Source organism: Pseudomonas sp. P108 (genome assembly GCF_032613195.1).
In the GTDB taxonomy this organism is placed as follows: Bacteria; Pseudomonadota; Gammaproteobacteria; order Pseudomonadales; family Pseudomonadaceae; genus Aquipseudomonas.
The window spans coordinates 1034808-1047576 of record NZ_CP126691.1; the positions used below are offsets into that span (position 1 = coordinate 1034808).

Annotated in this window: 12 protein-coding genes; 4 read left to right on the plus strand and 8 right to left on the minus strand. The window is 59.0% G+C overall.

The window, feature by feature from the left end:
* Positions 1-108 precede the first annotated feature (108 nt).
* From QOM10_RS04340 to QOM10_RS04355, 4 genes are read right to left on the minus strand one after another with little or no spacing between them, the layout of a single operon-like run.
* Positions 109-1266 carry a betaine/proline/choline family ABC transporter ATP-binding protein gene (locus QOM10_RS04340; protein ID WP_150691842.1) on the minus strand — a complete coding sequence of 386 codons (1158 nt, stop codon included), beginning with the start codon at positions 1264-1266 and terminating at the stop codon, positions 109-111.
* A complete protein-coding gene (locus tag QOM10_RS04345; RefSeq protein ID WP_007915307.1) occupies positions 1263-1916 on the minus strand; it encodes an ABC transporter permease in 654 nt (217 codons plus the stop codon). The genes QOM10_RS04340 and QOM10_RS04345 overlap by 4 nt, the downstream gene beginning before the upstream one ends.
* A 13-nt stretch (positions 1917-1929) precedes the next feature.
* On the minus strand, positions 1930-2823 hold the full coding sequence (locus QOM10_RS04350; RefSeq protein ID WP_316917671.1) for a glycine betaine ABC transporter substrate-binding protein: 894 nt from the start codon (positions 2821-2823) through the stop codon (positions 1930-1932).
* A gap of 21 nt (positions 2824-2844) precedes the next feature.
* Complete coding sequence (locus QOM10_RS04355; RefSeq protein ID WP_169844036.1) at positions 2845-3534, minus strand: ABC transporter permease; 690 nt, start codon at positions 3532-3534, stop codon at positions 2845-2847.
* Between the two features lie 358 nt (positions 3535-3892).
* Here QOM10_RS04355 and QOM10_RS04360 point away from each other — a divergent pair, with 358 nt between their 5' ends.
* The 4 genes from QOM10_RS04360 (at position 3893) to QOM10_RS04375 (ending at position 8619) form a co-directional block, all read left to right on the plus strand.
* A complete protein-coding gene (locus QOM10_RS04360) occupies positions 3893-5476 on the plus strand; it encodes a peptide chain release factor 3 (protein WP_316917672.1) in 1584 nt (527 codons plus the stop codon).
* Between the two features lie 306 nt (positions 5477-5782).
* Positions 5783-6253, plus strand: a complete 471-nt coding sequence (locus tag QOM10_RS04365) for a hypothetical protein (RefSeq protein ID WP_127925808.1) — start codon at positions 5783-5785, stop codon at positions 6251-6253.
* Positions 6254-7013: 760 nt separating this feature from the next.
* Positions 7014-8210, plus strand: a complete 1197-nt coding sequence (locus tag QOM10_RS04370; protein ID WP_160038277.1) for an MFS transporter — start codon at positions 7014-7016, stop codon at positions 8208-8210.
* A gap of 160 nt (positions 8211-8370) precedes the next feature.
* Entirely contained in the window at positions 8371-8619 is a 249-nt protein-coding gene (locus QOM10_RS04375) for a hypothetical protein (protein ID WP_127925810.1), read from the plus strand.
* A gap of 197 nt (positions 8620-8816) precedes the next feature.
* Here the strand turns inward: QOM10_RS04375 and QOM10_RS04380 are convergent, their stop codons facing one another.
* From QOM10_RS04380 to QOM10_RS04395, 4 genes are read right to left on the minus strand one after another with little or no spacing between them, the layout of a single operon-like run.
* The gene (locus QOM10_RS04380) at positions 8817-9797 is read right to left on the minus strand and encodes a peptide ABC transporter ATP-binding protein (RefSeq protein WP_127925811.1); all 981 of its coding nucleotides are present in this window, start codon (positions 9795-9797) and stop codon (positions 8817-8819) included.
* Complete coding sequence (locus tag QOM10_RS04385; protein ID WP_095125386.1) at positions 9797-10765, minus strand: ABC transporter ATP-binding protein; 969 nt, start codon at positions 10763-10765, stop codon at positions 9797-9799. Before QOM10_RS04385 ends, QOM10_RS04380 begins: the two co-directional genes overlap by 1 nt.
* A gap of 10 nt (positions 10766-10775) precedes the next feature.
* Complete coding sequence (locus QOM10_RS04390; RefSeq protein WP_027610812.1) at positions 10776-11702, minus strand: ABC transporter permease subunit; 927 nt, start codon at positions 11700-11702, stop codon at positions 10776-10778.
* A gap of 10 nt (positions 11703-11712) precedes the next feature.
* The gene (locus QOM10_RS04395) at positions 11713-12723 is read right to left on the minus strand and encodes an ABC transporter permease subunit (protein WP_007917620.1); all 1011 of its coding nucleotides are present in this window, start codon (positions 12721-12723) and stop codon (positions 11713-11715) included.
* Positions 12724-12769: the final 46 nt, after the last annotated feature.

The following is a 12769-nucleotide window of genomic DNA, read 5'->3' on the forward strand; positions in this document are numbered from 1 at the left end:
CAGATCCTGTGGGAGCGAGCCTGCTCGCGAAGGCATTTTCACAACCAACATCATAGTTGACTGATATTGCGCTTTCGCGAGCAGGCTCGCTCCCACAGGTTTCGTGTTTTATGCGACTACGGCCTCAGCTGGCGAGACGATGCTGGTCTTGCCGCCGCGAGATTTGCCGGAGCTCAGATACTCGGCAATCGACTCCTGCGTGACCTCACCGAGGAACACCCGCTCGGCGTCCATCACCGGCAACCACGAGCGGTTGAATTCATACATGCGCGACAGCAGGATGCGTAGATGCTCGTCGTACGCCGCCGTGGCGTTGAACTCACGCAGGAACTGCGCGCAAGTACCGGTCTGGCGATGCAGATCACGACGACGCACATAGCCCAACGCCTTGTTCTCGGCACAGGTGACCACGACATAGCGACGGTCATGCTCGTCCATCAATTCCAGCGCATCGGCCACTGGCGTTTCCGGGCTCACCGACGGCGCGTTGTCCGCCGCATCTTCGGCCTTCACCAGCAGCAGGCGTTTGAGCGTGCTGTCCTGGCCGACGAAGTTGCTGACAAAGTCGTCCGCCGGGTGCGCGAGCAGCGTGTCCGGATGATCGATCTGCAGCAGTTTGCCGGCGCGGAAAATCGCGATCTTGTCGCCGAGTTTGATCGCTTCGTCGATGTCGTGGCTGACCATGATCACGGTCTTGTTCAGCGCACGCTGCATTTCGAAGAATTCGTTCTGGATCATCTCGCGGTTGATCGGGTCGACCGCACCGAACGGCTCGTCCATCAGCAGCAGCGGCGCATCGGCGGCCAGTGCGCGGATCACGCCGATGCGCTGTTGCTGGCCACCGGACAGTTCGCGCGGATAGCGATGCAGATACTGCTTGGGCTCCAGCTTGATCATGCTCATCAACTCGCGGGCGCGGTCGTGGCATTTCTGTTTGTCCCAGCCGAGCAGTTTCGGCACGACGACGATGTTCTCTTCGATGGTCATGTTCGGGAACAGACCGATCTGCTGGATCACGTAGCCGATGTTGCGACGCAGGGTCACTTCGTCGAGATCGGTGGTGTCTTCGCCATTGATGAGGATCTTACCCGAGGTCGGTTTGATCAGGCGGTTGATCATTTTCAGCGTGGTGCTTTTGCCGCAACCCGATGGCCCGAGGAACACACAGATTTCGCCTTCATTGACGGTCAGGCTTACCGAGTCCACGGCTTTGACATCTTTGCCGTTGCTTTGGAAAGTTTTGCTGAGGTTTTGAAGTTCGATCATTTGAGCAGTCCTTTTGGAGTCAACGAGCGTTGCAGCCATTGGAGAAACAGGTCAGCGAAAATGGCCAGAAGACTGACCAGCAGTGCGCCAACGATCAGCATCGACATGTCACTGCGGCTGATGGAAGCGAGGATCAATACACCGAGGCCGCCGGCGCCGATGGTCGCGGCGATGGTCATCACCCCGATGTTCATCACCACGGCGGTGCGCACGCCAGCGAGGATCACCGGCACGGCGATCGGCAACTCGACCATGCGCAGGCGCTGGCCGAAGGTCATGCCGATGCCGCGCGCGGCTTCACGGATGCCCGGTTCCACACCAGTGAGGGCGAGGTAGGTGTTGCGCATGATCGGCAGCAGTGAATAAAGGAACACCGCGGTGATCGCCGGCATCGGGCCGAGGCCCTGGCCGAACTTGGAGTAGAACGGCAGCAGCAGACCGAACAGGGCAATCGACGGCACGGTCAGCAGCACGGTGGCGCTGGCTTGCAAGGGACCGGCGAGGGTCGGAAAGCGTGTCATCAGAATGCCCAGCGGCACGCCAACGACAATCGCCAGGGTCACGGCAATACCGACGAGGGTGATGTGCTGCCAGGTCAGGTGCATCACCTGCTGCCAGTCGAGATGGGAAAAGGCGTTCAGGAATTCCATGACTTCTCCTCTCTTAATTCAGCGGATGTTGGCGCAGGAAATCGGCGGCAACTTTCGATGGGCTTTCGTGATCGACGTCGACCCGCGCGTTGAGCTGGCGCATGGTTTCGTCATCGAACAGTTCGGCCAGTGGCTTGAGCTGTTCGGCCAGTTGCGGGTGCTTGTCGAGATAAGCCTGACGCACCACCGGCGCGGCGGTGTAGTCGGGGAAGTAATGCTTGTCGTCTTCCAGCAACTTCAGGCCGAAGGCGTTGAGGCGACCGTCGGTGGTGTAGACCAGACCGGCGAACACCTGACCGTTGCGCAGCGCCGTATAAACCAGCCCGGCATCCATCTGGCGGATGTTCTTGCGGCTCAGGTTCATGCCGTAGAGATCGACCATGCCGATCAGACCATCGGAGCGGTTGGCGAACTCGGTATCCAGCGCCACCAGATGATTGGTCTTGGCTTCGGCGCGCAGCACTTCGTTCAACTGGCTGATGTTGTTGATCTGCGGATATTCCTCGGCGACCTTTTTAGGGAGGGCGAGGGCGTAGGTGTTGCTGAATTTCGACGGGGTCAGCCAGACCAGGCCTTTTTTCGCGTCGAGTTCTTTCACCCGTGCGTAGGACTGGGCGCTGTCGAGTTTCTCGGTGACATGGTTGTAGGCCACCAGCGACACGCCGGTGTATTCCCAGAGCATGTCCAGCTGCCCGCTTTCGTGGGCGCTGCGGGCGAGGTTGCTGCCCAGACCACCGGTGATCTGCGCGTCGTAGCCTTTGCTGCGCAGGTATTGCGCGGTGATTTCGGCAAGCAGGGTCTGCTCGGTGAAGACCCGGGCGCCGAGGCGGATCAGCGGTTTTTCAGCGGCTTGCGCTACTCCTGCGAACAGCAGGATGCAGCCCAGAATCAAACTAAATCGTTTCATAGGTATTCCTTCGCAAAAGCCTTAAGACGGGCGCAAACCGCGTTCCAGCCAGAGACGGCTGGCGAGGGTGACGACGCCATCGAGCAGCAAGGCCAGCAGCGCGGTGCACGCGGCGCCGAGCAGCAGTTGCGGCTGATTGTTCAGGGCGATGCCAGGGAAGATCAGGCTGCCGAGGCTGTTGGCGCCGATCAGGAACGCCAGTGGCGCGGTGCCGACATTGATCGCCAAAGCCACGCGCACACCACCGACGATGATCGGCACAGCGTTGGGCAATTCGACTTTCCACAGCACTTGGCGCGGGGTCATGCCGATGCCGACGGCCGCTTCTTTCAGCGAGCCTTGGACATTTTTCAGGCCTTCGTAGGTGTTGCGCACAATCGGCAACAAGGAGGCGAGGAACAAAGCGAAGATCGCCGGGCCACTGCCGATGCCGAGGACGCCCAAGGCAATCGCGAGCACGGCCAGCGGAGGCACGGTGTTACCGATATTGAAGATTTGCATGAAGCGTTCAGCGCGGCCGACCATGGTCGGGCGACTGAGGAAGATGCCAGCGGGGATGCCCACGACAAGGGCGGCCAGCATTGAAGCGAGGACGAGAATCAGATGAGCTTGCAGGTAAAACAACAAATCGTCGCGGTAGTGTTCGATCGTGTTGATGCCGATCCAGTGGACCAGCAGGGCCAGGAGCGCGATCACCACCGCACCTCCCATCAGCCCTTTGCCATAGCGGATAGCCACAGGCGGACTCCTTTTTTTGTAGTCGGCGAACGCTCTCCCGTGTGGCATGCCATACATGGCTGCCGGGAATAAACGTTCGCGAGAAGCAGCTCCCTCAGCACCGGCAAAAAGCGGTCTGAAAGCGAGCCATGAGCGCAGCCTCGTCAGGCTAACTTGCTGATTTTTCAGCCCCTGACGAAAATTCGTAACAGGGGATGGACGTCTCCGTGCTTTAAAAGGTTCCCATCTGCGGCAGCATTTGGCCACCCTTAATGTGCTCAACGGTTCGGTTATTGCATCGAGTTGGGCTATAATCGCGGCCCTTTTTTGAATCACCGCCAGGCGATTTCCCATGACCAACCAGGCCGCCGAAGTCGCGAAACGCCGCACTTTCGCCATTATTTCCCACCCCGATGCCGGTAAAACCACGATCACCGAAAAGCTCCTGTTGATGGGCAAGGCGATTGCAGTGGCCGGTACGGTGAAATCCCGTAAATCCGATCGCCATGCGACATCCGACTGGATGGAGATGGAGAAACAGCGGGGTATTTCCATTACCACGTCGGTCATGCAGTTCCCGTATCGCGAACACATGATCAACCTGCTCGACACCCCGGGCCACGAAGACTTCTCCGAAGATACCTACCGCACCCTGACCGCGGTCGACTCGGCATTGATGGTCCTCGACGGCGGTAAAGGTGTCGAGCCACGGACGATTGCGCTGATGGACGTCTGCCGTCTGCGTGACACGCCGATCGTCAGCTTCATCAACAAACTCGACCGTGACATTCGCGACCCGATCGAACTGCTCGACGAGATCGAAGCCGTGCTGAAGATCAAAGCGGCGCCGATCACCTGGCCGATCGGTTGCTACCGCGACTTCAAGGGCGTGTATCACCTGGCCGACGACTACATCATTGTCTACACCGCCGGTCACGGTCACGAACGCACCGAAACCAAGATCATCGAGAAGCTCGACTCCGACGAAGCCCGCGCGCATTTGGGCGACGAGTACGACCGCTTCATCGAACAGCTGGAACTGGTTCAGGGCGCCTGCCACGAATTCAATCAGCAGGAATTCCTCGACGGTCAGCTGACCCCGGTGTTCTTCGGTACTGCTTTGGGCAACTTTGGCGTTGATCACGTCCTCGACGCTGTCGTTGATTGGGCGCCGCGTCCGCTGGCCCGTGTGGCCAACGAGCGTACCGTCGAGCCGGTCGAAGAGAAGTTCTCCGGCTTCATCTTCAAGATCCAGGCGAACATGGACCCGAAACACCGCGACCGCATCGCCTTCATGCGTATCTGCTCCGGCAAGTACGAGAAAGGCATGAAGATGCGCCACGTGCGTACCGGCAAGGACGTGCGCATCGGCGACGCCCTGACGTTCTTCTCCTCCGAGCGTGAGCAGCTTGAAGAAGCCTTTGCCGGCGACATCATCGGTCTGCACAACCACGGCACGATCCAGATCGGCGACACCTTCAGTGAAGGTGAAACCCTGGGCTTTACCGGTATCCCGCACTTTGCGCCGGAGCTGTTCCGTCGTGTGCGTCTGCGTGATCCGCTGAAGTCCAAGCAGTTGCGTCAGGGTCTGCAGCAGTTGGCCGAAGAGGGTGCGACGCAGGTGTTCTTCCCGGAGCGCAGCAACGACATCATTCTTGGCGCCGTCGGTGTGCTGCAGTTCGATGTGGTCGCCAGCCGTTTGAAGGAGGAATACAAGGTTGAGTGCTCGTACGAGCCGATTACTGTGTACTCCGCGCGCTGGATTGAATGCGGCGACAAGAAGAAGCTTGAGGAGTTTTCCAACAAGGCTGTGGAGAACCTGGCGGTCGATGGCGGTGGTCACCTGACCTATCTTGCGCCGACGCGGGTTAATCTGGCGTTGATGGAAGAGCGTTGGCCGGATGTGAAATTCCGTGCGACGCGTGAGCATCACTAAGCTCTGAGCTGGTTTGTTCGAAAGCCCCTGAGGTGTAGGCCTTGGGGGCTTTTTTTTTGCCTGTTGGTTTTGGCGGCTTTGTTCCGCTACCTCAGAGAGCAGGTCTTCATCGGCGTTCCAAAGAGGAGCTTTCGACTTTGAAGTTGGCATGGAAACAAAAACTAAAGCAGCCAAACGGGCATTTAATTTAGTGCCTTCTGCATATTTAAAATGAGATGTCAACTGTCAGGTCTTACAGTGGCGCTGATACGGTGTAGCGCTTATAAGCATCGAGGGTATACCCCTGAAACTATCCGGAGAAGCACCATGAAAGTCACTACGTCTAACAGTAATGAACTACCTCCGCATCTTAAACCAATTGGTCATATGGAATTCAAGATCGATGGAGTTGCATACAATCCAGTAGTAGGCTCGGGCTGGTTTGTAATCAACCCAAATGGTCGAGGCCAGGTGGGCGGGGGAACTCGAAATAAGGATTCTGTTTATTTTGAGTTCGATGATATTGAAAAAAGTCAAGATGTCGAGGGTGCGTTTGGTACAGATCGGAAGTTCCATGCGTTTTTCAATCCTCACGATGATTGGGAGACATGGGAAGCGGTGTCGGGCAATTACAAAGGCTTGATTAATTTGGAAGAGCGTGTGGTTAAAATGGACTTTGAATTTACTGCAAAGTCCCCGACATCCGAACGGCAACGCAAAATAACAGCGTTAATGAAATTCAGGTTTGACGGGCCCGAGGACAAATCATCCGAGCGAAATTTTCGTCATAAGAAATAATCAATGAAAGAAACTCATCGGTTTTGTTCCTGCGGCTTAGTGTGTTCAGCCGCAGGCTTATATGAGGGCATCAGCGTTGGGTATTTACCGTTAACAATACATACGTCTGGACCCGTTCGCAGGTTCTTTAATCCGACGAAACTCCTGGCAGTTTCTTGCGGTTTGCTTGATTAAACTTCTTCCCGCTGTGTTTGGCTGCGCCAAACGGTCGCTGCGCTCCCACCCCCGGATCAATCCCTCCACTCAGCCTTCCGACGTCGCCCTACAGATCAAGAGCTGCAGCCGAGCTAACGCTCATCCTGTTGAGTGGTGAAGAGCACGGCGTGGTCGGCTTTGGATTTGTGGTGAATTTTCCCCTCACCCCAGCCCTCTCCCGAGGGAGAGGGAGCCGATTTGTGGGCATTCAAAATCTCAGTTCAACTCGGTATCCCAAGTCGGCGTATCTCTTCCAGTCCACGCGGTCAGTCCCCTCTCCCTCCGGGAGAGGGCTAGGGTGAGGGTGCTTTTGATCTGTTTCAGAATCTGAGTTCTGACTCGGTATTTCACGTCGGCGTAGCTCGCGCAAACACCTCGGTCAGTCCCCTCTCCCTCCGGGAGAGGGTTAGGGTGAGGGGCTTTTGATCTTCGGCACGGGTTTATCGCAAGCAATGGCTGTAGGACGACTCGGTTTTTCGCGATCTCGATGCACTTGAACGCGACAACCCGCCTGCTGGCCGTTAGTGTTCCAGCTCCACGCAAGTCGCTTTGAGAGGTCAATGGAATGACGAGTCGCCTGACTCACTTGCTACGACTGAACGGCTATTTCAGCGTGATGGCCTGGGTGCTCGCGGCGCTGTTGTTCATCAATCGCCTGAGCAGCATGGTCAAGCTGTTCATGGCGCTGTATCTGCGTCAGGAGCTGGGCCTGGCGATCGAGACGGTTGGCTGGTTGTTGTCGGCGTACGGCGCGGGGTTGCTGGTCGGGTCGATGCTCGGTGGCTGGCTCAGTGATCATGTGCGCACGGCACGGCTGACGGCGGCGTTGTTCTTTGTTTCGGTGTGGGTGCTGATTCTGCTGGGGCTGGTGACGCAGGTGTCGTTGCTGGCGGCATTGCTGTTGCTCAGCGGGGGCATCGACGGGGCTATTCGCACGCTGCATCAGCGGCTGATCATGGAATATTGCGAGGTGGCGCAGCGCTCGCGTGCGCAGGCGTTGAGTCGGGTTGCGCGCAACCTTGGGATGGCCGCCGCCGGTGTGGCGGGCGGGGTTTTGGCGCAGGCTGATTTTCGCTGGGTATTTTTCGGCAGTGCGGCAATGACGTTGCTGGCCTTGATGTGGTTTGTCCGCACTACGTGGCGTCGACCGGTGCTGATCAATGACGAAAAGTCCACGGACGACGCAGGTTCCGGGGTGCCGCATCGCGACAAACCGTTCCTCTGGTTGCTGGCGGCGACGGCCGTGCTTGGCATCGCGTTCGACACGGTCTACAGCACGCTGGGCAATTATCTGCGTGATTACTACCACCTGAGCACTGAGGCCATCGGTTGGCAGTTCGGCCTCAATGCGTTGTTGGTGATCGCCCTGCAGATTCCGCTGTCGCATTGGGGCGAGCGCTGGGGCATGCGTCGACAAATGCTGCTCGGCAGTGTGTTGCTGGCCTGCGGGCTCGGCATGTTGCCGTTCGGTTCCGGGCTGTTTTACGTCTGCGTGTCGACGCTGATCTGGACCTTGGGCGAGGCCTTTTTCATGCCGCCGCTGAATGTGCTGGCCATGCACTTTGCCCAGGGCGGCAAAAGCGGTCAGTACTTCGGCCTGTTCTTTATGAGCTGGAGCGCGAGTGCGCTGTTGTCACCGGTACTCAGTGGCCAGTTGTACGGTCAATTCGGTGGCCACAGTGTGTGGCTGGCGAGTGCGCTGATGGTGTTGATTTCCATCCCGCTGACTTGGCAGGCCACGCGCCTGCGCCCGGTCGCTTAGCTGATCCGGCGATTGGCGTTATTCGAAAGCAATCTGTCTGTCGAGGGCATTTCTGCGTGCTCGTTAGCGTCCTATCTGGTGAACCCGATGGATTGGAACTAGATTTCACACAGCGCCAGTCAGGCACAAATGTCTCACCTGAAAATGGATGGAGTCGGCTATGAAAAGCAGGTTGCTACGGGTTTTATTGCTGTTGAAAGTGATGGTCATGCTGTCCCTCGGCACCGCGACGGCCTGGGCCGAGTGCGAGGATCACGATTCTCAGGCGTTCAACGGGCAGGTCGGGCATAGCGGTTTGATGCTTGCCAAGTCCGAGTCCGAGCCGGGCGATCAGGGGCAGGGTGGCAGCGCCGATGATGACGACTCGACCACTGATGAACCGGACGACGAAGGCGATAGCCAGACGTAAATCGCAGGCAAAAGAAAACCCCTTCTGCCTCGACTGATGCGCAATCGGGGTGGAAGGGGTTTGGTTAACTCAGGAATAACTCACATCCCCTGTGGGAGCGAGCCTGCTCGCGAAGGCGTCATCTCAGTCAACATTAATGGTGACTGATTCACCGCTTTCGCGAGCAGGCTCGCTCCCACATTGTTTCAGGGCGGTTTTTAGGCCGCGCCATCAAGGAACTGCTCGGCGTAGTGGCAGGCCACCTGTCGGCTGTCGAGCTGACGCAAGGCCGGCTCTTCGCTGCTGCAACGCTCGGTCGCGTACGGGCAGCGCTTGTGGAAAGCGCAGCCCGGCGGCGGGTTCAGCGGGTTAGGCAGTTCGCCGACGATCTTGATTTTCGGCTTGTTCGGGTCCGGGTGAATGGTCGGGGTCGCCGACAGCAGCGCCTGGGTGTAGGGGTGCAACGGACGCTCGTAAATGTCGTTCTTCGGACCCAGTTCCACCGGGCGACCGAGGTACATCACCATCACGTCATCGGCCACGTGTTGCACCACCGCCAAGTTGTGCGAGATGAACACGTACGCGGTGTTGAACTCCTGCTGCAGATCCATGAACAGGTTGAGCACCTGCGCCTGAATCGACACGTCCAATGCCGAAGTCGGTTCATCCGCCACCAGCACTTTCGGTTGCAGCATCATCGCCCGGGCCAGGGCGATACGCTGACGCTGACCGCCGGAGAACATGTGCGGATAGCGCTGATAGTGCTCAGGGCGCAAGCCGACCTGCTTCATCATCGCCTGGACTTTCTCGCGACGCTCGGCGGCGGAGAGATTGGTGTTGATCAGCAGCGGCTCGCCGAGCTGGTCACCGACTTTCTGCCGTGGGTTCAACGAGGCGTATGGGCTTTGGAAGACCATCTGCACGTCTTTGCGCAGTTGCTTGCGCTGGGCCTTGTCGGCGCCGGCGACTTCCTGGCCGGCGATTTTCAGCGAGCCGGAGGACGGATCTTCAATCAGTGTCAACGCACGGGCGAGGGTGGATTTGCCGCAGCCCGATTCGCCGACAACAGCGAGAGTCTTGCCGGCTTCCAGTTCGAACGACACGCCGTTCAGTGCGCGCACGGTCGCATGGCCCTTGAACAGGCCACGGGAGACTTCGTAGTGACGGGTCAGGTCGCGGGCGGTAAGTACGACGGCCATTACGCCACCTCCTGGTTCAGCGGGAAGAAGCAGCGGGCGAGGCTGTGGCTTTTCGGATCAAGGCCTGGACGCTGCGCGCGGCAGCTGTCCTGCACGTATGGGCAGCGCGGCGACAGCAGGCAACCCTGCGGACGGTCGTAGCGGCCCGGAACGATACCCGGCAGGGTCGACAGGCGTGAGGCGCCGAGGCTGTGCTCGGGAATCGCCTTGAGCAGCGCTTCGCTGTACGGGTGCGCCGGGATGTCGAACAGTTGCGGCACCTGCCCGACTTCAACGGCTTGCCCGGCGTACATCACGCAGACGCGCTGGGCGGTTTCTGCCACGACGGCGAGGTCGTGAGTGATCAGCACCAGGCCCATGTTCTGTTCTTTCTGCAACGCCAGCAGCAGATCCATGATCTGCGCCTGAATCGTCACGTCCAGAGCCGTGGTCGGTTCGTCGGCGATCAGCAGTTTCGGTTCGCCGGCAATTGCCATGGCGATCGCAACGCGTTGGCTCATACCGCCGGACAGTTGGTGCGGGTAGGCGTCCATACGGCTGGCGGCGCCCGGAATTTCAACTTTTTCCAGCAGCTCGATCGCACGTTTGCGCGCTTGCTTGCCGGACATTTTCAGGTGCAGACGCAGCACTTCTTCGATCTGGAAACCGACGGTGTAGCTCGGGTTCAGCGCGGTCATCGGATCCTGAAACACCATCGACAGGTCTTTGCCGACGATCTGCCGACGCTGACGGTTGCTCAGTTTGAGCATGTCTTTGCCGTCAAAGCTGAGCGAGTCGGCGGTGACGATGCCGGGGTGCTCGATCAGGCCCATCAGCGCCATCATGGTCACGGATTTGCCCGAACCCGACTCGCCAACGATGGCCAGTACTTCGCCTTTGTCGACTTTCAGGTCGAGGCCATCGACTACCGGGGTCGCGGTCTTGTCGCCGAAGCGAACGTTGAGATTCTTGATTTCTAGCAGTGACATGGGAATCTCCTCAGGCGGCGTTCTTGAGTTTCGGGTCGAGCGCATCGCGCAGACCGTCGCCCATCAAGTTGATTGCCAGCACGCTGAGCAAAATGGTCAAACCAGGCAGACTGACTACCCACCAGGCGCGTTCGATGTAGTCGCGGGCCGAGGCCAGCATGGTGCCCCACTCAGGGGTTGGCGGTTGTACGCCAAGGCCGAGGAAGCCCAGTGCGGCGGCATCGAGAATCGCCGAGGAGAAGCTCAAGGTCGCTTGAACAATCAGCGGCGCCATGCAGTTCGGCAGCACGGTGATGAACATCAGACGTGGCAGACCGGCACCGGCCAGGCGCGCGGCGGTCACGTAGTCGCGGTTCAGTTCGCCCATCACGGCGGCTCGGGTCAGACGCACGTAGGACGGCAAGGACACCACAGCAATGGCGATCACGGTGTTGATCAGGCCAGGGCCGAGGATGGCGACGATCGCCACAGCCAGCAGCAGCGATGGCAGGGCCAGCATGATGTCCATCAGACGCATGATGGTCGGGCCGATCATCTTCGGGAAGAAACCGGCGAACAGACCGAGCAGAATCCCCGGAATCAGCGACATCACCACCGACGACAAACCGATCAGCAGCGACAGGCGCGAGCCCTGGATCAGACGCGACAGCAGGTCACGCCCCAGTTCATCGGTGCCGAGCAGGAACTGCATCTGCCCGCCTTCGAGCCACGCCGGCGGCGTCAGCAGGAAGTCGCGGTATTGCTCGCTAGGGTTATGCGGTGCGACCCACGGCGCGAAAATCGCGCAGAAGATGATCAGCAGCATGAACAGCAGGCCGGCAACCGCGCCTTTGTTTTTGGAGAAGGCTTGCCAGAATTCTTTGTACGGTGACGGGTACAGCAGGCTTTGATCCGCGCTTGGGGCGGACGTGGCTACTGAGGATGTTGGAGTGCTCATGGTATGGACCTCAGCGCTGATGACGGATGCGTGGGTTGGCAAAGCCGTAGAGGATGTCCACCACGAAGTTGACCAGAATCACCAGGCAGGCGATTAACAGGATGCCGTTTTGCACAACCGGGTAGTCCCGGGCGCCGATGGCTTCGATCAGCCATTTACCGATGCCGGGCCAGGAGAATATGGTTTCGGTCAGAACTGCACCGGCCAGCAGGGTGCCGACTTGCAGGCCGACCACGGTCAGTACCGGAATCAGCGCATTGCGCAGACCGTGGACGAACACCACGCGCGACGGCGACAGGCCTTTGGCCTTGGCGGTGCGGATGTAGTCTTCGCGCAGCACTTCGAGCATCGACGAACGGGTCATCCGCGCGATCACTGCCAGCGGAATGGTGCCGAGGACGATGGCCGGCAGAATCAGGTGATGCAGGGCATCGAAGAACGCCCCGACGTCATCGGCCAGCAGCGTGTCGATCAGCATGAAACCGGTGCGTGGCTCGATGTCGTAGAGCAGGTCGATCCGTCCGGAAACCGGGGTCCAGCCCAGGCTCACCGAGAAGAACATGATCAGGATCAGGCCCCACCAGAAGATCGGCATCGAATAGCCCGCGAGGGAGATGCCCATCACCCCGTGGTCGAACAGCGATCCTCGCTTGAGTGCCGCAATCACCCCGGCCAGAAGCCCGAGAATGCCGGCGAACAGCAGGGCGGCCATGGACAGTTCCAGGGTCGCCGGGAAGAGGGAGGTGAACTCGGTCCATACGCTCTCACGCGTACGCAGGGATTCGCCGAGATCGCCTTGAGCCAGTTTGCCGATGTAGTCCAGATACTGGGCATACAACGGTTTGTTCAGACCTAGGCGTTCCATTGCCTGAGCGTGCATTTCGGGGTCGACCCGACGTTCGCCCATCATCACTTCCACGGGGTCGCCCGGAATCATGCGAATCAACGCGAAAGTCAGCAAGGTGATGCCGAAAAACGTGGGGATCAACAACCCCAGTCGGCGGGCAATAAAACTAAACATCGTGTGTGGTACCTCATCAGCCGGTTAGGCGTGCCCGGTGTCCCTG

Bases quoted from the DNA above. Each gene is read 5' to 3' on its own strand.
- QOM10_RS04340 (WP_150691842.1), bottom strand. From the start codon at position 1,266: ATGATCGAACTTCAAAACCTCAGCAAAACTTTCCAAAGCAACGGCAAA.
- QOM10_RS04345 (WP_007915307.1), bottom strand. From the start codon at position 1,916: ATGGAATTCCTGAACGCCTTTTCCCATCTCGACTGGCAGCAGGTGATG.
- QOM10_RS04350 (WP_316917671.1), bottom strand. From the start codon at position 2,823: ATGAAACGATTTAGTTTGATTCTGGGCTGCATCCTGCTGTTCGCAGGA.
- QOM10_RS04355 (WP_169844036.1), bottom strand. From the start codon at position 3,534: ATGGGAGGTGCGGTGGTGATCGCGCTCCTGGCCCTGCTGGTCCACTGG.
- QOM10_RS04360 (WP_316917672.1), top strand. From the start codon at position 3,893: ATGACCAACCAGGCCGCCGAAGTCGCGAAACGCCGCACTTTCGCCATT.
- QOM10_RS04365 (WP_127925808.1), top strand. From the start codon at position 5,783: ATGAAAGTCACTACGTCTAACAGTAATGAACTACCTCCGCATCTTAAA.
- QOM10_RS04370 (WP_160038277.1), top strand. From the start codon at position 7,014: ATGACGAGTCGCCTGACTCACTTGCTACGACTGAACGGCTATTTCAGC.
- QOM10_RS04375 (WP_127925810.1), top strand. From the start codon at position 8,371: ATGAAAAGCAGGTTGCTACGGGTTTTATTGCTGTTGAAAGTGATGGTC.
- QOM10_RS04380 (WP_127925811.1), bottom strand. From the start codon at position 9,797: ATGGCCGTCGTACTTACCGCCCGCGACCTGACCCGTCACTACGAAGTC.
- QOM10_RS04385 (WP_095125386.1), bottom strand. From the start codon at position 10,765: ATGTCACTGCTAGAAATCAAGAATCTCAACGTTCGCTTCGGCGACAAG.
- QOM10_RS04390 (WP_027610812.1), bottom strand. From the start codon at position 11,702: ATGAGCACTCCAACATCCTCAGTAGCCACGTCCGCCCCAAGCGCGGAT.
- QOM10_RS04395 (WP_007917620.1), bottom strand. From the start codon at position 12,723: ATGTTTAGTTTTATTGCCCGCCGACTGGGGTTGTTGATCCCCACGTTT.